The organism is Bradyrhizobium sp. AUGA SZCCT0222 (genome assembly GCF_018130205.1).
Classification (GTDB): Bacteria; Pseudomonadota; Alphaproteobacteria; order Rhizobiales; family Xanthobacteraceae; genus Bradyrhizobium.
In genome coordinates this window covers 38,145-62,298 of the sequence record NZ_JAFCLX010000039.1, presented here as the reverse complement: position 1 = coordinate 62,298, position 24,154 = coordinate 38,145, and the positions used below count along the sequence as shown (strand labels likewise).

Here is a 24,154-nt window from a genome sequence, read left to right as displayed (position 1 = left end):
ATCTCCCTTACGGTTCGAACGCGAAGACCTTCTTCCAGTCCGGCTTCATGTTGACGACGGTCCAGCCCTTTGCCTTCGCTTCGTCCAACGCCTTATCGAGCTTGCCGATCTTCGATTGACGGTCGTAGGCGTATTCGCGCTCCGCATCGGTGTGATGGACGATGCCGGCGAAGCGCGCGCTCTCGCCTGCGGTGGCCCATTGCAGCATTTGCAGGCACCGTCGGAATTTCCGAATGCGAAGATCGGTCGCCGCCCGATGGAGCGGTTGATACCGACCGGCTCGCCGGGACCGTCATCGATGAATTCGACCTTGGGGAGCTTCGTCAGCTCCGGCTTGCCATTGGCGCCGGTCTGGAGTTTCGCCACGCCTGACGAGCCGACCACCTGCTCCGGCGGGATGACCTTTTCCGTCCATGGCCGCATGAGTTCGATGCCGCCGCCGGATACGATGAAGGTCCTGAAACCGTTGGCGCGCAGGTAAGCCAGCAGCTCCAGCACGGGCTGGTAGACAAGGTCGGTATAGGGCCGGTTGAAGCCCGGGTGGCGCGCGGTCGCGGTCCAGTCGAGCACGACCTTCCTGAATTCATCTATGGTCATGCCGCTATGGGTTGCCGCCATAATCTGCAGCAGCCCCTTCTCGCCGGTCGCCGCGAACGCCTTCATGTCCTTGTCGAGTAGCGCCTTGAACGACCGCGTCGTCTTCCATTCCGGATGCTGCGACGCCATCGCCTTGATGCGATCGAAGGCGAACGCGAGTTGGAAATCGACCGGCTGCTCGCACCACAGCGTGCCGTCATTGTCGAAGGTGGCGATGCGCTGCTCGACGGGGACGAAGTCGGCACCGCCTTGTGTCGTTACACGCGAAACGAAATCGGTGATGGATTTCTTGACTGCGCCGTCGTTCCAGGACGGCAATGGGTCCTGCGATGGCTGCGCCGCGGCCGCGCCAATGGCGGAAAGGACGAAAAGCAGCGCCAACGGGCTGCGTCGGTTCAACATTGCTGACCCCTCATACCGGCCTCGGTGGCGTTTTCGCGACTTCGCGCTGCCGCTGGCGCACTTCTTCCAGGTCGCGATCAAGGAAGTAATTGAGGAAGGTGCGGATCAGCGCGATCGCAGCAATGCGCCCCACCGCTTCCCAGCTCGTCGTGATCGATGTCTCGATGATGTCGGCGGCAAGCTGGAACGTAAGCCCGGCAACCAGCCATCGCGCATAGCGCAGCCAGATGTCCCGACGTTCGTGCCCGGACGGCGAACCCAGCATCGCCCGCAGGCCGCCGAAGAATGCCTCGACCGTACCGACCACGATGATGACGAGCGCCAACGCATCGATGAAGACGACGGCGTTCTCGGTGGCGAAGACCAGCCATTGCTTCACGGGCGACCCCGGTTCAGATCCTCAGTAGCGAAGGGCCGCGCGAGTGCCGCCCTTCCGTATTCGCTCGGTCGTCAACGCCACCCGCTCCCGGTGTTCCAGAAACCCATCAGCTTCCTGCGGCCGTCGCATGCAGCTTGTCGATCGCCTGATCGGCGGTGAAGGTGTTCGGCTTCTGAATCTTCGGAAAGTCGACGAACGTCTCGTTGAACTTCATCATCACTGCGATCGCACCATAGATGATGAAAGCGTGACGTAGGAACCAGTCGTAGTATGAGTTGGACGTGACATCCGCGAACTCGAAAGGATCGGTCCGGAGATTGAACAGCTTGGCCACGCGTAACGGCGTGAACGGTTCCGCCCACACTCCCATGGTGCCCTTGAGGCGCTGCTCCATGAAGACGATCTTCCAGTTGTCGTAGCGAATCCCCAACGTGTCGCCGTCGTCGGAGATGTACATGAACATCTGGCGTGGCGACTTTTCCGTCTTGCCGGTCAGGTAGCTTAGGAGGCTGAAGCCGTCGATGTGATTCTTGTAGGTACGGCCGAGCGCCTTCACGCCCTTCTTCAGGTCTTCGACCACGGTCTTGTTGCCGGCCAGTTCAAGGAAGGTCGGCAACCAGTCGTGATGCTGGACAATCTCGTTCGAGACGGAGCCTGGCTTGATCTTGCCCGGGTAACGCACGACCAGCGGAATGCGAAACGCACCTTCCCAGTTGGTGTTCTTTTCGCTGCGGAACGGCGTCATCCCGCCGTCAGGCCATGAATTGCGGTGGGGGCCGTTGTCGGTCGAATAGATCACCAACGTGTCCTCGGCGATGCCCAATTCGTCAAGGTAGTCCAACAGCGAGCCGACGTTCTTGTCGTGATCGATCATGGTGTCATGATACGGCGACTGCCAGCGCCCTGCCTGTCCGAGGCTTTCCTTCTTGGTGTGCGTGAACATATGCATGTGGGTGAAGTTGACCCAGACGAAGAATGGCTTGTCGCCGTCCACGGCCTTCCTGATGAAACCCTTTGCCCTTTCGGCAAAGTCGTCATCGCACGTCAGCATGCGCTCGGTGCTGAGCGGTCCGGTATCTTCTATCTTCTGTTTGCCGACCTTGCCCCAGCGCGGCTGGACCGTCGGATCGTCTTTATCGGTCGCGAAGCTGTGGATGACGCCGCGCGGCCTGACGGTTTCGATAAAGTCGCCGAATTCTTCCTTGGGGAAGTAGTCGTACATCTCCGGCTCTTCCTCGGCGTTGAGATGGTAGAGGTTGCCGTAGAACTCGTCGAAACCGTGGTTGGTGGGCAGCATGTGATTGAGATCGCCGAGGTGATTCTTGCCGAACTGGCCGGTCGTGTAGCCCTCGTTTTTCAAGAGCGCCGGAATCGTCACGATCTTTTCGTTCATGCCGACCGGCGCGCCCGGAATCCCCACCTTGGACAGACCGGTGCGCATTACGCTCTGGCCCGTAATGAATGACGATCGGCCCGCGGTGCAGGACTGCTCGCCGTAGGAATCCGTAAAAATCATTCCTTCCTTCGCCAGTCTATCGATGTTAGGCGTTTTGTATCCCATCAGACCCATTGAGTAACAACTCAGATTGGAGATGCCGATATCGTCGCCCCATATCACGAGGATATTGGGCTTCTTTACTTTGGCCATTTTCGCGCTCCCATTTTTTGATGCTTTTGGTTCTGCAGTTTTCTGGGTTGTTCTTTGCTTCACTGACGCGACCTTCTCCGAAGCCGTGTTTCCGCCAGCCTTCTTCGTTGGACCTTTCTTTGCCGACTTTTTTGCCATTTGATCTCCTTCACCCGAACGGACCAACCTGAAACAGCATGCTGACGATGGCGGCGATGCCGATGAACAGCAGAATCGCTGCGGTGATCAGCGTCAGCGAAACCGGAAAGCCGCTCTGGGCGTGAATCAGTTCGGATTCCGCCATGGATTTGCGCTCTTCGCGCAGGTGAGCCATGAACTGAAGGTGATAGCCGATGCCGCCAAGCAGCATCAGGACTCCCAGTGCCACCAGCGTCAAGCCGAAATTGCGCGCGGGCGCACCATGCGTGACTATGTTCTGGTCGCGCAGCTTCTCGAACACTTGGTAGATCGTAAAGCCGAACGAGATCAACGAAAGCGAGGTCCGGATCACCGACATCAGGGTACGGTCGGCGCTCATGCGGGTGCGCTGGAAGGACATGCCGGTGCGGCGCGACGACAACTCGACCGAGATCTGGTCGGCAGCAGATTTTGAGGTTACGCCTTCAGCCATTGAACGCCTCTTAACTACATCAACGCGTCGGTACCCTTTCGCGCGAACCACCAGATGGCGGCGCGCTCGACGATCCATCGAAAGATAAAGTAGGGAATGACGGCGAGCAGGATCGCCATCATCAACGCTTCCGCGGGATAGAAGCGGTCGAGCACCTTGAATTGATAGATCACGTCCATGCTGAGCCCGAGCAGCACGACCCGCGCTGTGGAAATGGCACCCTTGCGCAGCCGCCCTGCAGAGGCATTCCTGTCCCACCACGCCGACCAGAAGAATGATTTGTGGCCGAGCCGCGCATCCCTGATGCCGTCCGGCAGCGCCGCTAGCGCGGCCATCACCGGCTGCAGATAGAAGCGGAATGTCATAGGACCGTGGATACGTTCGAAGATGTCCGCCCAGAACCGGCGATGGACCTCGACCGACCATCCGTACCAGGCGATCCCGAGGCCAAGCAGCACGACCGACACGGCGACCGCGAGCCAGGTCAGGGCACGCGCAAACGCCGATGTCGGAGCTGATGTCATTTGACGTCCCTCACCACACACCGGAACCCAAGATGGCTGGTCGAGGTATCGATCGCCTCGGCATGCCGCGCCGCCGGGCGATAGCGGCGGCAATAATTCGGGGCGCACAGATGCGAACCACCCTTGATGACCTTGCGTGGCATTCTGACGTTCGGCTGACGCGGGTCGTAGCTGCCCTCCTCGCGCCCGCCGCGCGGATTTTCGGGAATGCAGCACGCCTTTGGCGCGTCGGCCTCATGTTTCGGCGAATACCAGTCCGAGGTCCATTCCCAGACATTGCCGATCATGTCGTGCAGGCCATAACCGTTCGGCGGAAACGCCGTCACCGGCGAAGTGCGGTCGTAGCCATCCTCATGGCGATTGTGCAGCGGGAATTCACCCTGCCAGGTATTGGCCATATGCACGCCATCGGGCACAAATTCGTCACCCCATGCGAACTCAGCGCCGTCGAGACCGCCACGTGCGGCGAATTCCCACTCGGCTTCAGTCGGCAGGTCCTTGCCCACCCATCGCGCATAGAGCAGCGCGTCCGAATAGGCGACATGTACGACGGGATGATCGTTCAGGACATTGATGTTGCTCTTGGGCCCGTAGGGATGCCGCCAGTCAGCCTCCTTCATAAACGACCACCACTGGCTCCAGTCGCGCAGATCGTAGGTCGAGTGCGGCCGCTCGAACACCAAAGAGCCCGCGTAGAGCATGTGCGGCAAAGCACCGGGATAATGCTTTGGGTCAGGCGGGATTTCGGCAAAGGTCTTGTGACCGGTTGCGATCACAAACCGCTTGAACTGACGGTTGGTCACCGGCGTGCGGTCGATCCAGAAGCCCTCCAGCGTCACGCGATGTACCGGCGCTTCCTCGGGATAATGATTGTCGGAGCCCATTCGGAATGTGCCGCCGGGAATGCGGACCATGTCGGCGGTCCGGCCATCTTCCGACGGCTTGTCGCCCTGCCGGACGTCGGTTTGCAGCAGCGTCATGGCACTGACTCCTGACGTGCGCGGTTACGGGCAAACGTCCCAGAAGCCCTGCGTCTTGCTCGGATCGGAGTAGTACCAGCAGTAACCCGGCGCCGGCGGTGAGCCGGCATAGGCTGCTGCGGAGGCCGCGGCGACGAATCCGATCGCCGCACCGGCAGCGATCGCGCCGCCCGGACGCCAATAGTAATTGGCCGGACGGACCCAGCGGCCGGGACGCGCGACACCCGGACCCATCACCGCACCTCCACGCACCACGGTCCGACTGGCAGCGTTGCCTCGCGGACCGACGACGGTGGTCCGGCGTACAGAGCCTCCGGCTCGCGCGCGGACTTCAGTCACCAGACTGTCTTGCGTGAGTTCTTGCTTGAGTTGCTGCTGCAGCGAACCGGAGGGCACGATGACGGTCGCCGTTACCGGCGAAGGCGTCAGAACAACGAAGGCGGAGAAGGCCAGCGCGTAGAGCATTTCGTTGCGAGCGTTGGCCAGATCGACAAAGCGGGTTCTCGTTGAACGCATAGGCGGACCCTTTTCTTATTGCGGCCGCTCGCGTCAGGGTTGCGCGCGGCAGACGTAGATCAGTCAGCCCCTCTTCCCTTTTTCCGCCCAATTTTTGGCGCGGCTCATTGGCGCACAGCCTCAGCCTCTTCAAAGGCTTACGAGACACGAAGCATTGGCGCACTTGCAGGCTAAACGAATCTCGAAGCTCTGTGATGTGCAGTTTGTGCCAATCTGCATCGGCTCGATTTCAGCCTTAATGGACAACTTCGCAAATCGATCAACGCATTGACCGAACTGCATGTCGTACTGTCCAAAACTTTAGACAAATATTCTCGCCGGCTCCCGAGTCTGCGCTGAGCGTCTTTGCATCAGAGCAAACCTGATCACAGCGGATCACTGAAATTCATTGTGATCGCGCGGGAGTTGTGGCTAGATCGAGTCGGGGATGGGGCATCGCTTCCTTGGGGAGTTGTCGATGCGCTATGGTTTGTGTTCGTTGCTTCTCGCTGCGGCAACGCTCCACGCGTTCGAGAAGCGCGCGGAAGCCGCCGAGGCCGCGACCGGCATCTACCTTCTTGGTTCGCGCTCCGTTGGAGCCGGCATCACGCCGCCGCCGGGCCTCTACTTCAACGACGATACTTACTTCTACAGCGGCAAGATCGGCGGCGGGCGTACGCTGCCGCTGGGTGGCCTGCTGGTCGCAAATGTCTCCGCACAGAGCTGGATCAATCTGCCGACCACGATGTGGGTCACGCCGGCGAAGATTTTCGGCGGTGACCTTGCCGTCTCCCTCACCACGCCGTTCGGCGAACCGCGCGTCAACGCCAATCTCCTGGTCAACTCGCCGCGGTTCGGGCCGATCGGCGTCAACGCCACTGATGCACAGCTCGACGTGAGCGATTTCTTCGTGAACTCGTTCATCGGATGGCACGCCGGCAATTTCCACTGGCAGCTCGGTGTCGGAGGCGTCATTCCATCCGGCACCTATGTGCCTGGCCAGTTGTCCAACGTATCCCTGAACCGGCCTGCCATCGACGTGTTCGGTGCGATCACGTGGCTTGATCCCGCGATCGGCTGGGATCTCTCCGCAGCCGCAGGGTTCACGTTCAGCAAGGCGAACACCGCCACCGACTACAAGACCGGCAACGAATTCCACCTCGAATGGGCCGCGACCAAATATCTGACCAAGGAATTCACGATCGGCCTGGTCGGCTACTTCTATCAGCAACTGACGCCGGACAGCGGCACCGGCGCGCTCCTCGGTGCATTCGAAGGGCGCGTGGTCGCGCTCGGCGGATCGATCGGCTATATGTTCGAGATAGGAAAGCTGCCGGTATCGACACGCATCAAGGTCTATCGCGAGTTTGACGTGCGGAACCGCATGGAAGGCACCGCGGGTTTCTTCACCGTGGCCGTCCCGCTCGCGATCGACAGCAGCAGCCAAGCTGCGCCCCTGAAGCCAATCAAGGCAAAGTTTTAGCAGCGGGATGCCGAACCATGAGCGGACAGCTTGCGGTCAACACCTCCAGTCTGGACAGTTTCGAAGGCCTTCACAACGCGATCAGAGGATCGCATGTCGAGGTGACGCAACTCGGCCGCGGAAAGTTTCGAGGCTCATTGAGCCATGTCGGGATCGGAGATTTTTCGCTCAGCATCGGCTCGTTTTCCGTCGGCGTTCGCACCCAGCGCGTCTCGACCGATGACAAGCTCGTTGTCGGGATGCTGCTGAATTCGGAAGACCGGGTCACCCACTGGTCCTTCGATATGCGTCCGGCGGATGTCCTGATCATGCCGCCCAGCACCGAGCATGACGGAATTTTTCATGGCGCCTCATCCTATGCCGCGATCCGTCTCGATCTTGCCGAGGTCATGTCGCTGTTCAAGGGTGAACCAAGATTGAGCGACCCCGCCGCATGGCTCAACAAAAATGTCTATCAGGCGGACCCTTCGATCGGGATTGCGGCGACGCACCGATTGCCACTGATCATTTCCCGGTTGGCACGGCAACAGAGCGCCTTGTCCGATGCCGTCGCCGATTTCTGGAAGCGCTCGATCATCGATGCCGTCACCGGAACCATCGCGCAATCATTACCGCCTGACACCAGAGGGCTTCTGCCCTCGGCGACGCAGCTGGTCGGGAAAGTCGACGACTATCTCGAAGCCGCCGGCCTTCGCCCCGTGCACGTTTCCGAAATCTGCGCCCATCTCAACGTGTCACGACGGACTCTGCATCGCGCATTCTACGACGTTTTCGGTTTGGGACCGATATCGTTCCTGCGTCACAAGCGGCTTTGCGCCATTCATTCCGTTCTGAGGGAAAGCAATCCTGCGACGGTCACCGTCGCGCAGGTGGCGATCCGGCACGGCTTCATCGAGCTTGGACGCTTCTCTCACTACTATCACTCGCTGTTCGGGGAGTATCCTTCGGAAACGCTTGGCGGCCGCGGGTTCCGCGCGCGCAAGGAGATCGATCAAGATTTTTCCGAAGCGGTTCCGATGAGGACTAACACCAATTAACCGGCCGCTTCCGCGAAACCCGCCGGCGTCAAATTCCCAGATACCAGCTTGCCGCGGTGCGAGAGCAACAGCCGCCGTATGTCCGCGGCTGGTATCGCGGGGCTGAACAGAAATCCCTGTATCTCGGTGCAGCCGAGAATGTACAGCAGGTTTCGCTGCTGCTCGGTCTCGACGCCTTCCGCTGTCGTCGTCATGTCGCTCGCGGCCGCAATGTTCACCACCGCCTGGACGATCGACGACGACGCGCCTGCGCCGGCCAGATCCCTGATGAAAGAGCGGTCGATCTTGATCTTGTCGAATGGAAACCGCTGCAGATAGCTCAGCGAGGAATACCCGGTGCCGAAATCGTCCAGCGCGATGCGTACCCCCAGCTTGCGCAACTGATGCAGCATCTGAAGCGCGCCGTCGTCGTCGCGGATCAGCACCGCCTCGGTGATCTCGAGCTCGAGCCTGGATGCGGCGAGGCCCGAGGCAGCAAGGGCCGCCGCCACGTTGAGCGCCAGCGTCTGGCTCCGGAACTGAACCGGTGAAACGTTGACCGCGACGCGGACCTCCGCCGGCCAGCTGGCAGCCTCGGCGCACGCCGTGTTGAGCACCCAGTGCCCGAGTTCGTTGATCAGGCCGGTCTCTTCCGCGACCGGAATGAACTCCGCGGGCGAAATCATGCCGCGTTCGGGGTGGCGCCATCGCAGCAGCGCTTCGCAGGAGGAGACCTTGCCGTCCTCCAGATTGAGCACCGGCTGATAGTAGGCCTCGAGGCCGCCATCTGATATCGCCTGACGCAATTCGAGTTCCAGGACTCGTCGCGCCTTGGCGCGGGCGTCCATGCCGGCCTCGAAGAAGCGGTAGGTCCGCCGTCCGTCGCCTTTGGCGCCGTACAACGCGAGGTCCGCGTTCCGGAGCAACTGGTCGAGATCGAGCCCATCGCCGGAGGCGAGCGCGATGCCGATGCTGGCATCTGTCGTGATCAGGTGTCCCGCGCACTCGAACGGCGCCCTGATCGCCGCGTAAATTCCTTCAACAAGTTGAGTGGTTTCCGTTTGTTTCTTGATACCGGTTTGAATCACGGCAAACTCGTCACCGCCCAGCCGGGCCGCCACATCTGTATCCTTCAGACACAAGCGCAGCCTTTCGCCTACGCCTTTGAGCAACTCATCGCCGATCGCATGGCCAAGGGCATCGTTGACGCTCTTGAATTCGTCGATGTCGATATAGAATACCGCCAGCTGTTCGCCCGGTCGGACCGCCTTCAGCGCCTGCTCCAGTCGCTCGCGAAACAGGAGCCGGTTGGGCAGGTCGGTCAGCCCGTCATAATGCGCCAGGTGGGCGATTTTCTCGTCAGCGCGGGTGCGTTCGGTGATGTCCTCGATCGTGGCCACCCAGCCACCCGCATTCAGCGGCCGGTTGACGATCTCGATCGCCCTGCCGCCGGGCGCTTCCGTGAGTTGCCGCGTGGCTTTGCCGAGCGACACGGTGCGGATGATGGCATTGCAGAACGCGTCGACATCGCCGTCAAAGGAGCCGGTTTCTTTGCGGTGTTCGATCAAGCGATGCATCGTGCAGCCGGGCTTCGCTACATCCGGCGACAGGCCAAACATATCGATATAGGGCTGGTTACAAATGACGATGCGCGCCGATGCATCATAGAGAACAAGACCTTGCGGGATATTGTTTACGGCAATTGTGAGCTGGCGCCGTTCGGCCGCGAGCCGCTGGTCGGACAATCGATGACGCCTCAGCAGCAGAGCGACGACGAGTGCGAGGATCACGACGAGGGCAAGCAGTACGCGTTCGCGAAGCTCCCACGCCGATGTCGCCATCCCAGCCAAGATCGCCACCGCGATCAGGACAGCACAAAGCGCCAGGCGCCTCACCGTCCCGGTCTTCTCTACAGGATTCGCAGAATCGCCCGGCATGCCGCTATCGAAAGTCACCTGGTCCGTCCCAGCGTGACATCGTTACGCACGACAAATGGAAGGCGGGTTACAACATGCGGTTAGCAATCGGTTACCGCGATACGCGGACTGATACTTGATCTCGAGTCCGGTACCGGACGTTGCCGGCCCCAGTCAAATCCGGGCCTCTCCCCCGACGTGGTAAACGAATGATTAATCCAGAGCCGATCGCACGTGCGCGCACAAATGCAGAAAAGCGCTGATTTTCCTGCACAACTGGCGTGTCGTGGCCGTGGCAGGCGCCTGTTGCAAAACGAAGCCCGAGCGGGATGCGACAGATTTAGCCAATCTGGAACGACGCCGGTTTAACCGTTTCGCTAGTCCCGGCCGCCCATAATGCGGCCAGACCAATTTCATGACATGCCAGGTTCAACATCGTGACATCCTTCGGACGTGTGATTTCGGTGCGCGGCTCCCTCGCCCGGGTCGGACTTCTTGCGGTAAGCCAGATGGCTACCTCGGAAGTACGCGCCACTGTCGGCCGCTTCATCAGCATCCGCTGCGCAACTTCCACCATCGTCGCCATGATCACCGACGTAACCTGCGAGGATCTGCCGAGCTCCGATAATTACATTGCCAGCGCGGGCGTCGACCTGCTCGGCGAAATCCTCGGCGGCGATCGCCCGAAATTCCAGCGCGGCGTCACCAACTATCCGACCATCGGCGATGCCGTCGAGCTGATCACCAATCAGGAACTCCGCACGGTCTACGCGCCGACCGGATCAGACCAGATCAATGTCGGCACGCTGCAACAGGACCGCTCGGTCATCGCCTATGTCGACGTCGAGGAAATGCTCTCCAAGCATTTCGCGGTGCTCGGCTCCACCGGCGTCGGTAAATCGACCGGCGTGTCGCTGCTGCTCAACGAAATCCTCAAGTCGCGGCCGAACCTGCGCATCTTCCTGCTCGACGTCCACAACGAATACGGCCGCTGCTTCGGCGACCGGGCGTTGGTGCTCAACCCGCGGAACCTGAAACTGCCGTTCTGGCTGTTCAATTTCGAGGAGATCGTCGACGTGCTGTTCGCCGGCCGCCCCGGCGTGCCCGAAGAGCTCGATATTCTCGCCGAAGTCATTCCGATGGCGAAGGGCATCTACACCCAATACCAGAACGCCGACCGCGTCGGCCTGAAGCGGATCGATCCCAAGGCGATCGGCTACACCGTCGATACGCCGGTGCCGTATCGCCTGGTCGATCTGATTTCGCTGATCGACGAACGGATGGGCAAGCTGGAAAACCGTTCGTCGCGCATCATCTATCACAAGCTGATTTCGCGCATCGAGACCGTGCGCAACGATCCGCGCTACACGTTCATGTTCGACAACGCCAATGTCGGCGGCGACACCATGGCGGAAGTCATCAGCCACCTGTTCCGCCTGCCCGCCAATGGCCGGCCGATGACCATCATGCAGCTCGCCGGCTTCCCCGCCGAAGTCGTCGATTCCGTGGTGTCGGTGCTGTGCCGCATGGCATTCGATTTCGGCCTCTGGAGCGACGGCGTCTCGCCGCTGCTGTTCGTCTGCGAAGAGGCGCATCGTTACGCCGCCGCCGACCGCAATATCGGCTTCGGCCCGACCCGCAAGGCGGTCTCGCGTATCGCCAAGGAAGGCCGCAAATACGGCGTCTATCTCGGCCTGGTCACGCAGCGTCCGGCCGAACTCGACGCCACCATCATCTCCCAGTGCAACACGCTGTTTGCGATGCGCCTTGCCAACGACCGCGACCAGGCGCTGCTGCGCTCGGCCGTCTCGGACGCCGCCGCCAATTTGTTGTCGTTCGTGCCCTCGCTCGGCACCCGCGAAGTGCTGGCCTTCGGCGAAGGCGTGGCACTGCCGACCCGGCTGCGCTTCAAGGAAGTGCCGATCCACCAATTGCCGCGCAGCGAGGCCACGATTGCGACCGCGCCGTCGGTCGCCGCCGGCCACGACATGCATTTCGTAAGCGCCGTGCTGGACCGCTGGCGTGGCGCGACCTCGCATCGCGACGTCCCCAACGATCCCATGATCAGCGAACGGCCGGCCGCACGAACGCTGGAACCGCGCCCGGTCGAGGCGCCGATGCTGCAGCCGTCGCTGGGGCTAGATCCCGATCGGTTCTCGCTGCTGAAGAAGCCGCTGCGCTAACGGCGCTGCGGTGCCGCGAGGCGATGGGTTTCCCAAGCGTTCAACCCATTGGGGCTGATCGGACAGGCGAAGGCCGACCCGGCACCCTCCAAACCAAAATATCGAAAACAACCCCATGCAAAGAAAGGAACCCTATGGAAACAAAAGGGGTTCGCTGGCAGGGATGCTGGCCCACAAAAACATTTTGACACGTCGGGCAAATCACCGGCACTACTGCATCATCACGCAATCTGCAAAAATCATCGTGCGGCGATCCATCATTTCATTTCTTTCTAATTTCCAGTCTACAGCTCGGTGGTGGAAGATGCTCTTGGACTGCTGCCCACTTGCTGGTTAGCCGCGCTTGGCGAACTCCTCGGTTGCGATGCGAACTGCCTGCTGCGTCGTTGGATAGCCGCAATAGGCGGTTAGGTTTATGAGCGTTTCCAATACCTCTTCCCGCGTCGCGCCGACGTTCAAGGCGGCGTTGATATGCACGCGAAGCGGAATCTCGGTCGTGGCAGACCCAATGGCCGCCAGCGCCGCGCAGGCGCTGAGTTCTCGGGACTTCATGTCGATGCCACTCCGTGAAAATATCTCGCCATAAGAATGCTCGACGATCATTCGGCCGAGATCCGGGGCGACATCATCGAAACTGCGGACCACGGCATCGGCCGACGAACCGGAGGTTTTCGCAAGGGTCGCCCGGCCGCGTTGCAACCGGTCGGTGCGGCTTTGGGTCTCAATCGGTAGGGCTATATCCGCCCCCATCCCTTGCGATCCGGCAGCGAAGACAGTTTTGGCGACGGAGAAAGCGTTGAGCGCTGACGGGAAACCCCGATAAACGCTAAGCTGGATCAGTACTTCGATGATTTCCTCCCGCGTCACGCCGTGGGCAAGCGCACCCGCTATATGAAGTCGGAGCGTGGCCGCGCGATTGCCGCTGGCCGCAAGGATGGCGATAATGGCGAGCAGCTTGGCCTTCTGGTCGAGGCCGTCGCGCGCCAGCATCTCGCCAAAAGCGAATTCGATGGAAAGTCGGGCCAAGTCGGGTGAGCCGGCGGCAATGCCGTCGAAATAGGCCTGCACATCGCCGCCACAAAGCCGTTGGATTGCCGCCAATCCGGCCTGTCCGCGAGTCCGCCCATCGTCCGCAGCAGGTTCGATTGGTTCGAACGTGATCTTTCGCTCGGCGAACACGGCGCGAACGATGCCGATCGCGTTGATGGTGGGCGGGAAGCCGAGCAGCGCGACCGACACAAACATCAGCTCGACGAGTGCCCTGGGTTCGCCGCCGGCGTTGAGGAAGCCGGCCACATGAAACTTCAACTGAGGCTGGGCGCTTCCGTCGGCAAGGAGCATTGAGATAGTGCACAATTGTCTTAGCGGCAGTTCGAGGCCCGGACGCGACAGGACGTCTCCATAGGGATACTCGACAGTGAAGCGTGACAGGTCAGCGGATATCTCCGCGAGACTGTTGATCGGTCCGTCGAAGTTCTCTCCGCCAATCCGGCGCAAGATTCCGATCCCGCGCGAAAAACGATCCTCTTTGGATGTTTCGGTCATGGCATAGGCTTTCTGACTGATCGCAGCGAGCAAACCTGCCGTGGCGAAAAGACCTGCCTCAAATAGACTACGGCGAGATCTGCCTGTGCGTTGCATCTCCACTGCTGCGGTAGTGCGATGTGACATCGGCAATCTCTGATTTTAAGCGACCTGAACTAACGGGATGATGATCTTGGGAAGACAATCACGCATAGCTCGCAATGAATCCAATTCATATATATTATGGTCGTTATGAAGGTTCTTCATTTACACAGGATCGATCTCAACCTCCTCGTCGTGTTCGATGCGCTCATGGCCGAGGAACACGCCACGCGAGCGGCCGAACGGATAGGCCTCACACAGCCGGCGGTAAGCCACGCCCTCAATCGCCTGCGCGCTCTGTTCAGTGATCCACTATTTGTCCGCTCGCCGCGTGGCATGACGCCGACGCCCGCGGCTCTGGAGGCTGCTCCGGCGATCCGATCCATCCTTGAGCAAGTTGAAGGTGTCCTGCTTGGCGGCCGGGTATTCGATCCGAAAGAAAGCACACGGCAATTCGTGCTTGGCCTATCGGACTACGCGGCTTTCGTGCTTCTGCCGCGCCTGACGGAGCGCTTGGAGCGGGAGGCCCCCGGCGTGTCGCTCATCGTGCGCAACACCAGCCGAGGCGTCGGCCTCCCGATGCTTGATGACGGGATAGTCGAACTGATTGCCGGAAACTTCCCAGTGCCGCCCTCGCATATGCGCGAGGAACTGCTCTACGAAGAGGATTTCGTTTGCGCTGGCCGGGTCGGAAATCCTGCGCTCGACCGTTCGCTGGACCTCGAACGCTATCTTTCGCTCCGTCATCTTCAGGTGTCGATGAAGGGTGAGCCGCACGGCTATGTGGATGCGGTTCTGCGCGGCAAGAACTTGAAGCGAAACGTAACGGTCACCGTCGGTCACTTCCTGATGGCACCGCATCTAGTCGGCACATCCGACCTCGTGGCAACGGAGCCTCGGCGTTTGTTCGGTCCACTCGCCGGGAGATTACCCCTTCAGCTCTCGCCGCCGCCGATCGATATCCCGTCGTTTCGAGTGGTTCAAGCTTGGCATGCGCGAAACGATGCTGATCCTGGACACAAATGGCTGCGGCAGGTTGTAAGAGAAATCGGACAGTTGGTGGACTGCACCCATAAGTGAGACACGGTAATTTCTGTGACAGGTTATCCTGGAGGGAATTAGGAATTACGGAGACAGCGAACCCACCTGCCGGGATCAAGTCCGGGCATATAGCTCAGCAGGAGACGCTGTGTTTTGACGCGTTTTCTCGAAGCGGTATCCACTTCGCTCGAAAACGCTCTATATGGTTCAGCCATCAGCGCCGCATCACGCGGCCAGAAGCCGGAACCATTCCATGACGCAGCCTGTTGCAAAGCGATTTCCTACCCCCTCCCTCGACAAGCTGCCGGAAGATATCCGCACCCGTATCCTTGCCGTGCAGGAGAAATCGGGCTTCGTCCCCAATGTCTTTCTGACTCTGGCCTACCGTCCCGACGAATTCCGCGCGTTCTTTGCCTATCACGATGCGCTGATGGAAAAGGACAGCGGCCTGACCAAGGCCGAGCGCGAAATGATCGTGGTGGCGACGTCCAGCGCCAACCAGTGCCATTACTGCGTGATTGCCCACGGCGCGATCCTGCGCATCCGGGCGAAGAACCCTGTCATCGCCGACCAGATCGCCGTCAACTACCGCAAGGCCGACATCACACCGCGCCAGCGCGCCATGCTCGACTTCGCCATGAAGGTGAGCCAGGAGGCGAACACGGTTTCCGAACAGGATTTTACCGAGATCGCCGGCCACGGATTCTCCGACGACGACATCTGGGACATCACGGCGATCTCCGCGTTCTTTGCGCTGTCGAACCGGCTGGCCAACGTTACCGCGATGCGGCCGAACGACGAGTTCTACATGATGGGGCGGCTGCCGAAATAGCCCGCGGTCGTCATGCGCAGGTTCCATGACACTCTGCGGGGATAGGCCTGCGGGCATGCGCACCAACATTTTATGTTGGAAGCACGGCCGGCATGCTAAACAGCACCATAACCTTTGCGGACCGACTGCAGTGAAGCCCCAGCTGCCCATACAAAGGGATGACGAGCACGTCGTGGTCAAATTCCGGCCGCGCACCTCGGCCCATCCCCCCAGCCGGCGGGACGAGCCCGCCGCGGCCAATGCCCAGCCGCCCGCCCCGACCAATGGCCAACCGGCGGCAAACGATCTGTCCCGCTACGAACGGTCCCGTGACGAGCCGGACGACTTCCGTCATCGCATGCTGGCCAACATTGCGGCCCTGGCCTTCACGATGGCGCTGACGGTGATCGGTATATGGCTCGCGATCAGCATTGCCGATCTGCGCAAGACCCAGGATTGCGTGCTGATGGGACGCCGGGACTGCGCCCGGATTTCCGCGATGCCGCACAGCTAGAAGGCAGGCCTAAACGGCCGTTTTTGCCTATAAATCGGTCCACGGTGGGGTTGCCAACCTCCATTGAACTCAGGGCTGCGCTCCGATATACGGGCTCTCGACTCCGGCCGGGGGAAAAACGCCGCGCCCGCCTCCTCCTAGCCGTCCCGGATTTATCTCCAGTATATCAAAGGCTTAATGATGTCTTCTACATTCGATCAGATCGCCAACATTATCGCCGAGACTTGCGACATTCCGCGCGACACGATCAAGCCGGAGAGTCACGCTATCGACGATCTGGGCATCGACAGCCTGGACTTTCTCGACATCGCCTTTGCCATCGACAAGGCGTTCGGGATCAAGATGCCGCTCGAAAAGTGGACCCAGGAGGTCAACGACGGCAAGGCCACGACCGAACAGTACTTCGTGCTGAAGAACCTCGCCGATCGGATCGACGAACTGGTCGCAGCCAAGAACGCGGGCACGGGCGCGTAACCGCCCACCATGAATCTTGATTATTTCCAGCTGATCGATCGGATCGTCGACCTCAACCTCGGCGAACGGACGATTGTGGTCGAAGCCCAGGTTCCGGAAAAGCACACCATTTTCGAGGGGCACTTCCCCGGCTTTCCAATCATGCCCGGCGTCCTGCTGACCGAAGCGATGGCGCAGAGTTCGGGCTGGCTTTTGCTCGGCGTGCTGAAGTTCGAGCGCATGCCGTTCCTGGCCATCGTCAAGGAAGCCAAGATGCGGGGTTTCGTCAGCCCCGGTCAGTTGCTGACGATCGAAGCCAAGGTCGAGCACGAAGGTTCCGGCTTTGCGGTCACCAAGGCCAAGGGCCGCATCGGCAAGGATCTGAAGTGCAGCGCTGAAATAACCTTCGGCCTTACCCCATTCCCCGACCCTGCGTTTCGCGTCCACATGGACGCGATGGCCGAAAAGATCGGGTTCCCCATGCAGGTGCTGAAGCATGACTGAACCCACGGCATCGGGTGCCAAGGAAGTCTGGATCACCGGCATCGGCATCGTGTCCTCGCTCGGTGAGGGACTGGACGCGCATTGGGATGCGCTGAACCAGAAGCGCATCAATGTCGACGACAAGCGCTTCGCGCCTTACATCGTCCATCCCCTCGCCCCGGTCAGCTTCGACGCCCAGATCCCGAAAAAGGGCGACCAGCGCCAGATGGAAGCCTGGCAGCGCATCGGCACCTATGCCGCGGGGCTGGCGCTGGATTCCGCCGGCGTCAAAGGCAACCAGGAAATCCTGGGACGGATGGACATGATCGTGGCAGCCGGCGGCGGCGAGCGCGACATTGCCGTCGACCTCGCGATCATGAACGCCGACGCCAAGGGCAATTCGAGTCCGGCCTTCCTCAACGAACGGCTGATGAATGATTTGCGGCCGACACTGTTTCTGGCCCAGCTCTCCAACCTGCTCGCCGGCAACATCGCCATCGTCCATGGCGTGTCCGGAACCTCGCGCACTTTCATGGGCGAGGAAGCAGCCTCCATCGATGCGGCGCGGATCGCACTGGCGCGGATCGAATCCGGGCAGAGCGAGATCGCGCTGGTCGGCGCCGCGCATAATGGCGAGCGCCCCGATCTGCTCATCCTCTATGAATTCGGCGATTTCAATCTGACCGAGAAATACGCCCCGGTGTGGCAGCGCGACGACAAAGGCGGTTTCGCGCTCGGCTCCGCCGGCTGCTTCCTGGTGATGGAATCCCGCGAGCACGCCGAAGCCCGTGGCGCCAAGCCCTACGCCCGGCTGACCAAGGTGGTCGCCGACCTCGCCCAGCGCAAGCAACCCGGCGCGGTGACGAAATCGCTGGAAGCGCTGTGGCCGAAGCTCGGCGTCACCGGCGATGCCGGCAACCTGATTACCGGCGCGACCGGCGTCGGACCGGTGACGTCGGAAGAAAAGGAATTCCTGCGCCAGCATCCCGGCTTTGCCGTGCGCGCGACCGGGACGATGTTCGGCCACACGCTGGAAACGCAGTTTCCGCTGGGACTGGCGCTGGCGGCACTGTCGCTGTCGCGCGGCGCGCTGTTTCCGCCCAACGATCCGACCGGGCTCGAGGTTGAAAAGCCTGGTGTGCCGGACCAGATTGTGGTGCTCGGGGCCGGTCACTGGCAGGGCGAAGGCATGGCGCTGGTCGAGGCCATCAAGTAGCGCGTGATCCGGAGCCACATCGCTGTTCGGGCGGGATCACGCCGAGACCATGAAATGAGCGCGCGAGCGCTTGCAGTTGCGGCGCAGCATCGACGGGGGAAACATGTCAGCACCACGCGATAAATTCGGCAGGCCGATCGTCGTCGTCACCGGCATGGGCGTCGTGACGTCGCTTGGCGCCGGCAAGAAGGACAACTGGACGAGGCTGACCGCCGGCGAATCCGGCATTCGCACCGTGACGCGCTTTCCGATCGACGGCCTGAAGTCGACGATGGCGGGCACGGTCGACTTCGTCAGTGTCGATCCCGTCTCCTCGACGGGACTGACCGAGCAGCTGGCTAAACTGGCGACCGAGGAAGCGCTCGAACAGGCCGCCATCGGCGGCAAGGCCGACTTCCCCGGGCCGCTGTTCCTCGCGGTGGCGCCCGTCGAGGTCGAGTGGCCGCAGCGGCTGGAACTCGGGCGCGCGATCGGAAAGACCGATTTCGGCTATGAAGACGTGCTGCGCGTCAGCGGCGGCGGCCGGTTCTCGGCGTTCCATCACCGTTTCATGTTCGGCTCGGTGGCAAGCCATCTGGCCGAGACCTACGGCACCAAGGGCTCGCCGATCTCGCTCTCCACCGCCTGCGCATCCGGCGCGACCGCGATCCAGCTCGGCGTTGAAGCGATCCGCCGCGGCGACGCCGATGCGGCCTTGTGCGTGGCGACCGACGGCTCGGTCAATCCGGAAGCCCTGGTGCGGTTCTCGCTGCTGTCGGCGCTATCGACCCAGAACGATCCGCCGCAAGCAGCTTCAAAACCATTCTCAAAGAACCGCGACGGTTTCGTCATGGCGGAAGGCGCCGGTGCGATGGTGCTGGAAAGCTATGAGTCCGCAACGGCGCGCGGCGCAAGGATATTGGGCGTCGTCGCCGGCTGCGGCGAACTGACCGACTCCTTCCACCGCACCCGCTCCAGCCCGGACGGCAAGCCGATCATCGGCTGCATGCGCAAGACGCTGGCGGATGCCGGCCTCGAGCCGGAGCAGATCGACCATATCAACGCGCATGGCACCGCGACGCCGGAAAACGACAAGATGGAGTACAACACCACCGCCGTCGTGTTCGGCGATCATTTGCCGAAGATCCCGGTGTCGTCGAACAAGTCGATGGTCGGGCACACGATTTCAGCCGCCGGCGCGGTCGAGGCCGTGTTCTCGCTGCTGACGCTCGAGCATCAGCGGATTCCGCCGACCATCAACTACGAGGTTCCGGATCCGGCCATTTTGTTCGACGTGGTCGCCAACGAAGCGCGCGACGCCCGCGTCACCGCCGTGATGTCCAACTCGTTCGGCTTCGGCGGGCAGAATGCCTCGCTGATCCTGACGCGTGAACCGGCCTAGCAGCTGCGCGAGACTGGTTCTGATTGCATCAGAACCAGTCTTCAGTCATTTGGCTTGACGCGTTTTCTTTACGCGAACCGGTCCCCACTTCACTTGAAAACGCTATAGCTTTTCGTCATGAACCGCCTGCTCCTTCGCACCAAGGCGCGCCTGCGCGACGCCGCCAAGCCAGCCACGGAAGCCGCCGTGGGCGCGCTGACGATCGCCCTGCTGCGCACCACGCGCTATTTCGATCCGGACAAGACCGCCAATTTCTTCGGCCGCGTCACGCGCTTCATCGGCCGCAGGCTGCGTGAGGACCGGATCGGCCGCGAGAACCTCACGGCCGCCTTCCCGGAAAAATCGCCGGAAGAGATCGAGAAGATCCTGGCCGGCGTCTGGGACAATCTTGGCCGCATCGGCGCCGAATTTGCCCATCTCGATCACATCTGGGATTACGACGTCGATCATCCGGACAAGCCGAGCCGCGTCGAGTTCGGCCCGCGGACCAAGCAGATCTTCGATACGCTGCGGGACGACGGCAAGCCGGCCATCATCTTCGCGAGCCATCTCGGCAATTGGGAAATACCGGCGCTCGGTGCCGTTGCGCACGGGCTCGATTGCGCGATCCTGTTCCGGCGGCCCAACAGCGAATCCGCCGATCGCGCGATCGAGCGGATCCGCGCCGTCAAAATGGGCACGTTGATTCCGGCCGGCCGTGAGGCGCCGCTCAAGCTCGCCGAAGCGCTGCAGAACAACCAGCACGTCGCGATGCTGGTCGATCAGTATCTCGGCAATGGCGTCGATGTCACCTTCTTCGGCCGCAAGACCAAGGCCAATCCGACGCTGGCCCGCCTGGTGCGCCAGGTCGAATGCCCGATCCATGGCGTGCGCATCATCCGCCTGCCCAACCATCGCTTCCGCGCCGAACTCTCCGAAGAGGTCAAGCCGGTGCGCGACGCATCGGGGCAGATCGACATCGCCGGCACGATGCAGGCCGTGACCTCTGTCATCGAGGGCTGGGTGCGCGAATATCCGGACCAGTGGCTGTGGCTGCACCGAAGGTGGCGGTGAGTGATCTGCGGTAGCCTGCTTAGCCGCCGAACACCAAGCCGAGGTTCCACGCCTTCATCGCGACGGTCGCCCCCAGGACAAGGATGATCTGCAGCAGCGTGCGCGTTGAAAAGAACGTGAGGATGTTGGTCATGAGATGCTCCCGGCGGCAGCTATAGAATCTGCCTCGGGTTCCGGCAACAGTAGCGCACCAACATCCGGGATCTTACGGCATTGCCCGATATCGCTTTGCTCATCGGGGCTACGGCTGCACCGCCGCTGCCGGCCAGACGGGCCTCAGGCGTTGATGTCCGCATAGACGCCGGACCCCTGCGGAACTGAATAACCCGTGTGCCGCTGCGCGATGGCCTTCTGCCCTTCCGCCTGCATCGCCAGGAAGGCGGCATCCAATTGCTGACGGGTATAGCTTGTCGATGCGCTCTGACGTGGCCGCCATGCGGATTGCGAGATCGCTGTGGAAGCCTTCTCGATCGCTCCGCCTACGGCCTTCGCGATGCGCTCCGCGCGAGATTGCGCCAGATCAGGGCCACCGTTCAGGCCGGGCGGGTCTCGCAAGTCTCCGACCGTTGCCGCGGCGGCGTTCGTCATCACCGACGACCCGCCGTTATAGAGGGTGGCAACCACCTTGCCGTTGACCTTGACGGTCGCATAGATATTTTGCGGCGCATTGTCGGGCACTTCGGTAGCGACGGCAGAGCTAGCGGCTTGCGTCGCCAACCACATCATCGCCATCCGGTCGCGCAGCTCGGGATTGTCCTCGATCGAGACGGCCTTCAGTCCGGATGTGTCGAGCTTCTTCAGGTCCGAAACCGGAATGCCCGGCTTCGCCGTTCCTGTTGCGCTTGAGTCCGCCTCGGGCACGGCTAACGCGTCGGCCCGTGTCAACACCGTCGTCGATGAGGTTTGCGCGGGACGCAAATAGCTCCCGGCACCAGCCATACTCGTAATCATGGATACACCCTTCCGCAGCATTCAGGGTGAAGGCAATCGCTATGCCACGCGGAGATGATTGAAAAGACTGGTGTTCCCACTGCCAGACTGGATCGTACTCCGGAAAATCTTGCCGGCAGCGGCAAGCCTTTCCACCTTGGATGAACCGGTGGCGCCGCCACGTCGAGCTTTCTAAGTTGGGCCTAGCGGCGCTGGCATCCTCTCTCCATCGCCAAAGGTTTACATGTTTCCTCCGCAAGCAATGACCCACACGCGCGAATGCTCGCTGCCGATGGCGCCTGCGAGGACGGCGCCCATCGCCAACCCGCCGCTCGGCTCTGCCCGGATGCCGCATGTCCCGTGAAGCAGCGCGGTTGCGCCCTGCACAAGTTCGTCATTGACCGCGCACACCCGGACGTTCGACTGCTCCAGGATTTCGAATGCGCGCGTCCCGATCTGACGCGAGCGCAGCGCATCGCATATCGTAACGCCCGAAGGTTCGATCCGGACCGGCATCCCCGCTTCGCGCGCCCGGGTATATCGTCGGTGGGTGGCCGGCTCGACAACATAGATCGCAGCGGAAATAGACCGCGACCGCAGGGCAAGAGCGACGCCCGCGGCAAGCCCGCCCCCGCCACAGGCAACGACCACCGCATCGGAAGCCGTACTGCTCGCCTCAATGGCTGCTGCCACCTCAGAACCAAGCGTATAGCTTCCCGCAATCATCTCGATGTCTTCGAAGGCATGCAGGTTACGCCAACCGCGTCCTCGCGCTTCCGCCTGTGCACGTGCAGTCAACTCCGACCGCTCGGCGATCTTTATTTCAGCTCCGGTTCTCCGCGCCTGTTCTCGTTTGAAATCCGGTGCGTCGCTGGGCATAATCAGACAGGCTGGTTTGTCGAGCACCTGAGCCGCCAAACCAACCGCGATCGGAAAATTTCCTGCTCCGGCAGCAACAACACCTCGCTCGGCGTTTCCTACCCCAAGTACGGCACCACGAAACTTGAACGATCCGCTGCGTTGAACGGTCTCGTCCTTGACGTGGATCATCCGCCCGACTTGTGCGTCCAGCACGGGCGAGGATCGCACCGGAGTCTCTAAGACTTGGCGAGCAATGAATTGGAGATCGCCGGGGGAAGGAACGATCAACGGACCAGGCATTTTCGACTTAGCGGCAAATGCGAATGAACATCACCGCTTATCAGGCAGATTCACATATCTGTCTAATCAGCTGTTGTGACGGTCCGATTTTTCTCGTGAAAGCTGACCTGGAATATTTCGCCGCGCGATCGTGCCTGCAGATCCTACTTCCCCGTCTTCACCCGGGTCCAAAGCCGGTTGATGACGCGCTGGGTCGCGGGATCGCGGGCGTTGATCACGAACAGCTTTTTCTGGATCGCCTCGTCCGGATAGATGTTCTTGTCATTGAGGATTTTCGGATCAACCAGCTTCTGGCTCGCCAGATTGCCGTTGGCGTAGGACAGGAAATCCGAGTTCTTGGCGGCGATCTCCGGCCGGTAGAGGTAATTGATCAGCTCATAAGCTTCCGCGACGTTCTTGGCGTCGGCCGGGATCGCGAGATTGTCGAAGAACATCTGCGCGCCCTCCTTCGGAATCGTGTAGCCGATCTCGACATCGTTTTTGGCCTCCGCCGCGCGACTGCGCGCCTGCATGATGTCGCCCGACCATCCCACCACGAAGCAGATTTCACCCGACGCCAGCGCACCCAGATACTCCGACGAATGAAACTTGCGGACATAGGGCCTGATCTTTGTGACGAGATCCGCGGCCTTCTCCAGATCGGCCTGCTTGGTCGAGTTCGGGTCGATGCCGAGATAGCTCAAGGCAGCCGGCAGAATGTCGTCGGCGGAATCCAGCATGTGGATGCCGCAGTCTTTAAACTTGGCGAGGTTCTCCGGCTTGAAGACGATATCCCAGCTGTCGATTTTGGCGTCAGCGCCCAAAATCTTCTGCGCCGTTTTGACGTTGTAGCCGATCCCGGTGGTGCCCCACATGAAATTGGCGCCGTAATTATTGCCGGGATCGTAGGTCGCGAGTTGCTTCGTCACCACCGGCCAGGCGTTGGCGAGGTTGGGCAGTTTCGACTTGTCGAGCTTGAGGAAAACCTTTGCCGTGATCTGACGCTGCAGGAAATAGCCGGTGGGAACGACGACGTCGTAACCGGATTTTCCAGCGAGCAGCCGCGTCTCCAGCGTCTCGTTGGCGTCGAAGGTGTCGTAAGTTACCTTGATGCCGGTTTCCTTGGTGAAATCCTCCAGCACGCCAGGCGCCATGTAGTTCGACCAATTGTAGAAATTGACCGTGCGCTCTTCGGCTCGGGCCGGCGACAACAACAGGATCGCGGCAACCGCGCCAATGAAACCAACAACATTGCGGGTCCGGTCGTGCATCT

At 61.1% G+C, this 24,154-nt stretch carries 21 protein-coding genes and 2 pseudogenes; 11 read left to right on the top strand and 12 right to left on the bottom strand.

Annotated features, from left to right (window positions below; genetic code table 11):
* Positions 1-7 precede the first annotated feature (7 nt).
* The 7 genes and pseudogenes from JQ629_RS27585 to JQ629_RS37275 form a co-directional block, all read right to left on the bottom strand.
* Positions 8-999: pseudogene (locus tag JQ629_RS27585) on the bottom strand (HAD family hydrolase).
* 10 nt (positions 1,000-1,009) lie between these two features.
* Positions 1,010-1,378: a DUF1622 domain-containing protein gene (locus JQ629_RS27580; protein ID WP_212415293.1), complete on the bottom strand. Its 369-nt coding sequence runs from the start codon at positions 1,376-1,378 to the stop codon at positions 1,010-1,012.
* Positions 1,379-1,484: 106 nt separating this feature from the next.
* Complete coding sequence (locus tag JQ629_RS27575) at positions 1,485-3,026, bottom strand: arylsulfatase (RefSeq protein WP_212415305.1); 1,542 nt, start codon at positions 3,024-3,026, stop codon at positions 1,485-1,487.
* Positions 3,027-3,174: 148 nt separating this feature from the next.
* Positions 3,175-3,636 carry a YidH family protein gene (locus tag JQ629_RS27570; protein ID WP_249132885.1) on the bottom strand — a complete coding sequence of 154 codons (462 nt, stop codon included), beginning with the start codon at positions 3,634-3,636 and terminating at the stop codon, positions 3,175-3,177.
* 14 nt (positions 3,637-3,650) lie between these two features.
* Positions 3,651-4,160 carry a hypothetical protein gene (locus JQ629_RS27565; protein ID WP_212415292.1) on the bottom strand — a complete coding sequence of 170 codons (510 nt, stop codon included), beginning with the start codon at positions 4,158-4,160 and terminating at the stop codon, positions 3,651-3,653.
* Positions 4,157-5,140 carry a formylglycine-generating enzyme family protein gene (locus JQ629_RS27560; RefSeq protein WP_502753376.1) on the bottom strand — a complete coding sequence of 328 codons (984 nt, stop codon included), beginning with the start codon at positions 5,138-5,140 and terminating at the stop codon, positions 4,157-4,159. The genes JQ629_RS27565 and JQ629_RS27560 overlap by 4 nt, the downstream gene beginning before the upstream one ends.
* A 24-nt stretch (positions 5,141-5,164) precedes the next feature.
* The gene (locus tag JQ629_RS37275; RefSeq protein ID WP_249135308.1) at positions 5,165-5,656 is read right to left on the bottom strand and encodes a hypothetical protein; all 492 of its coding nucleotides are present in this window, start codon (positions 5,654-5,656) and stop codon (positions 5,165-5,167) included.
* 457 nt (positions 5,657-6,113) lie between these two features.
* On the opposite strand from JQ629_RS37275, the gene JQ629_RS27550 reads away from it, so the two are divergent.
* Together JQ629_RS27550 and JQ629_RS27545 are read left to right on the top strand one after the other, a co-directional pair.
* A complete protein-coding gene (locus JQ629_RS27550; RefSeq protein ID WP_212415291.1) occupies positions 6,114-7,118 on the top strand; it encodes a SphA family protein in 1,005 nt (334 codons plus the stop codon).
* A gap of 17 nt (positions 7,119-7,135) precedes the next feature.
* Positions 7,136-8,155 (top strand): AraC family transcriptional regulator, encoded by a 1,020-nt coding sequence (locus tag JQ629_RS27545; protein ID WP_212415290.1) that lies wholly within the window; start codon positions 7,136-7,138, stop codon positions 8,153-8,155.
* On the opposite strand, the pseudogene JQ629_RS27540 reads toward JQ629_RS27545, so the two are convergent.
* Positions 8,152-10,032, bottom strand: a pseudogene (locus JQ629_RS27540) (putative bifunctional diguanylate cyclase/phosphodiesterase); the annotation flags it as partial. The gene JQ629_RS27545 and the pseudogene JQ629_RS27540 overlap by 4 nt on opposite strands.
* A 455-nt stretch (positions 10,033-10,487) precedes the next feature.
* Here JQ629_RS27540 and JQ629_RS27535 point away from each other — a divergent pair.
* Positions 10,488-12,233 (top strand): ATP-binding protein, encoded by a 1,746-nt coding sequence (locus JQ629_RS27535; protein ID WP_212415289.1) that lies wholly within the window; start codon positions 10,488-10,490, stop codon positions 12,231-12,233.
* 333 nt (positions 12,234-12,566) lie between these two features.
* Here the strand turns inward: JQ629_RS27535 and JQ629_RS27530 are convergent, their stop codons facing one another.
* Positions 12,567-13,904, bottom strand: coding sequence for a carboxymuconolactone decarboxylase family protein (locus JQ629_RS27530; RefSeq protein WP_212415288.1), 1,338 nt, complete (start codon positions 13,902-13,904; stop codon positions 12,567-12,569).
* 105 nt (positions 13,905-14,009) lie between these two features.
* Between JQ629_RS27530 and JQ629_RS27525 the strand changes: the two genes are divergently transcribed.
* The 8 genes from JQ629_RS27525 to JQ629_RS27490 all read left to right on the top strand — a co-directional run bounded on the left by JQ629_RS27525 (position 14,010) and on the right by JQ629_RS27490 (position 20,811).
* Positions 14,010-14,939, top strand: coding sequence for a LysR family transcriptional regulator (locus tag JQ629_RS27525; RefSeq protein WP_212415287.1), 930 nt, complete (start codon positions 14,010-14,012; stop codon positions 14,937-14,939).
* A 214-nt stretch (positions 14,940-15,153) separates the two neighbouring features.
* Positions 15,154-15,732 (top strand): peroxidase-related enzyme, encoded by a 579-nt coding sequence (locus JQ629_RS27520; RefSeq protein WP_212031709.1) that lies wholly within the window; start codon positions 15,154-15,156, stop codon positions 15,730-15,732.
* Between the two features lie 130 nt (positions 15,733-15,862).
* Positions 15,863-16,225 (top strand): hypothetical protein, encoded by a 363-nt coding sequence (locus tag JQ629_RS27515; RefSeq protein ID WP_212415301.1) that lies wholly within the window; start codon positions 15,863-15,865, stop codon positions 16,223-16,225.
* A 180-nt stretch (positions 16,226-16,405) separates the two neighbouring features.
* Entirely contained in the window at positions 16,406-16,699 is a 294-nt protein-coding gene (locus JQ629_RS27510; protein WP_192740419.1) for an acyl carrier protein, read from the top strand.
* Between the two features lie 9 nt (positions 16,700-16,708).
* Positions 16,709-17,182 carry a 3-hydroxyacyl-ACP dehydratase FabZ family protein gene (locus JQ629_RS27505; RefSeq protein WP_212415286.1) on the top strand — a complete coding sequence of 158 codons (474 nt, stop codon included), beginning with the start codon at positions 16,709-16,711 and terminating at the stop codon, positions 17,180-17,182.
* Positions 17,175-18,377: a beta-ketoacyl-ACP synthase gene (locus tag JQ629_RS27500; protein ID WP_212415285.1), complete on the top strand. Its 1,203-nt coding sequence runs from the start codon at positions 17,175-17,177 to the stop codon at positions 18,375-18,377. Before JQ629_RS27505 ends, JQ629_RS27500 begins: the two co-directional genes overlap by 8 nt.
* A gap of 103 nt (positions 18,378-18,480) precedes the next feature.
* Positions 18,481-19,758, top strand: coding sequence for a beta-ketoacyl-ACP synthase (locus JQ629_RS27495; protein ID WP_212415284.1), 1,278 nt, complete (start codon positions 18,481-18,483; stop codon positions 19,756-19,758).
* A 117-nt stretch (positions 19,759-19,875) separates the two neighbouring features.
* Entirely contained in the window at positions 19,876-20,811 is a 936-nt protein-coding gene (locus tag JQ629_RS27490) for a lipid A biosynthesis lauroyl acyltransferase (RefSeq protein ID WP_212415283.1), read from the top strand.
* Positions 20,812-21,087: 276 nt separating this feature from the next.
* Here the strand turns inward: JQ629_RS27490 and JQ629_RS27485 are convergent, their stop codons facing one another.
* The 3 genes from JQ629_RS27485 to JQ629_RS27475 form a co-directional block, all read right to left on the bottom strand.
* Positions 21,088-21,762, bottom strand: coding sequence for a hypothetical protein (locus JQ629_RS27485; protein WP_212415282.1), 675 nt, complete (start codon positions 21,760-21,762; stop codon positions 21,088-21,090).
* 219 nt (positions 21,763-21,981) lie between these two features.
* Positions 21,982-22,902 carry a pyridoxal-phosphate dependent enzyme gene (locus JQ629_RS27480; RefSeq protein ID WP_212415281.1) on the bottom strand — a complete coding sequence of 307 codons (921 nt, stop codon included), beginning with the start codon at positions 22,900-22,902 and terminating at the stop codon, positions 21,982-21,984.
* 143 nt (positions 22,903-23,045) lie between these two features.
* Positions 23,046-24,152, bottom strand: coding sequence for a polyamine ABC transporter substrate-binding protein (locus JQ629_RS27475; RefSeq protein WP_212415280.1), 1,107 nt, complete (start codon positions 24,150-24,152; stop codon positions 23,046-23,048).
* Positions 24,153-24,154: the final 2 nt, after the last annotated feature.

What these genes read in the sequence shown, in the direction of transcription:
- JQ629_RS27495 (WP_212415284.1), top strand. Translation starts at nt 18,481, where the DNA reads ATGTCAGCACCACGCGATAAATTCGGCAGGCCGATCGTCGTCGTCACC.
- JQ629_RS27480 (WP_212415281.1), bottom strand. Translation starts at nt 22,902, where the DNA reads ATGCCTGGTCCGTTGATCGTTCCTTCCCCCGGCGATCTCCAATTCATT.
- JQ629_RS27575 (WP_212415305.1), bottom strand. Translation starts at nt 3,026, where the DNA reads ATGGCCAAAGTAAAGAAGCCCAATATCCTCGTGATATGGGGCGACGAT.
- JQ629_RS27475 (WP_212415280.1), bottom strand. Translation starts at nt 24,152, where the DNA reads ATGCACGACCGGACCCGCAATGTTGTTGGTTTCATTGGCGCGGTTGCC.
- JQ629_RS37275 (WP_249135308.1), bottom strand. Translation starts at nt 5,656, where the DNA reads ATGCGTTCAACGAGAACCCGCTTTGTCGATCTGGCCAACGCTCGCAAC.
- JQ629_RS27500 (WP_212415285.1), top strand. Translation starts at nt 17,175, where the DNA reads ATGACTGAACCCACGGCATCGGGTGCCAAGGAAGTCTGGATCACCGGC.
- JQ629_RS27545 (WP_212415290.1), top strand. Translation starts at nt 7,136, where the DNA reads ATGAGCGGACAGCTTGCGGTCAACACCTCCAGTCTGGACAGTTTCGAA.
- JQ629_RS27570 (WP_249132885.1), bottom strand. Translation starts at nt 3,636, where the DNA reads ATGGCTGAAGGCGTAACCTCAAAATCTGCTGCCGACCAGATCTCGGTC.
- JQ629_RS27525 (WP_212415287.1), top strand. Translation starts at nt 14,010, where the DNA reads ATGAAGGTTCTTCATTTACACAGGATCGATCTCAACCTCCTCGTCGTG.
- JQ629_RS27490 (WP_212415283.1), top strand. Translation starts at nt 19,876, where the DNA reads ATGAACCGCCTGCTCCTTCGCACCAAGGCGCGCCTGCGCGACGCCGCC.
- JQ629_RS27550 (WP_212415291.1), top strand. Translation starts at nt 6,114, where the DNA reads ATGCGCTATGGTTTGTGTTCGTTGCTTCTCGCTGCGGCAACGCTCCAC.
- JQ629_RS27530 (WP_212415288.1), bottom strand. Translation starts at nt 13,904, where the DNA reads ATGTCACATCGCACTACCGCAGCAGTGGAGATGCAACGCACAGGCAGA.
- JQ629_RS27520 (WP_212031709.1), top strand. Translation starts at nt 15,154, where the DNA reads ATGACGCAGCCTGTTGCAAAGCGATTTCCTACCCCCTCCCTCGACAAG.
- JQ629_RS27505 (WP_212415286.1), top strand. Translation starts at nt 16,709, where the DNA reads ATGAATCTTGATTATTTCCAGCTGATCGATCGGATCGTCGACCTCAAC.
- JQ629_RS27565 (WP_212415292.1), bottom strand. Translation starts at nt 4,160, where the DNA reads ATGACATCAGCTCCGACATCGGCGTTTGCGCGTGCCCTGACCTGGCTC.
- JQ629_RS27510 (WP_192740419.1), top strand. Translation starts at nt 16,406, where the DNA reads ATGTCTTCTACATTCGATCAGATCGCCAACATTATCGCCGAGACTTGC.
- JQ629_RS27560 (WP_502753376.1), bottom strand. Translation starts at nt 5,140, where the DNA reads ATGACGCTGCTGCAAACCGACGTCCGGCAGGGCGACAAGCCGTCGGAA.
- JQ629_RS27485 (WP_212415282.1), bottom strand. Translation starts at nt 21,762, where the DNA reads ATGATTACGAGTATGGCTGGTGCCGGGAGCTATTTGCGTCCCGCGCAA.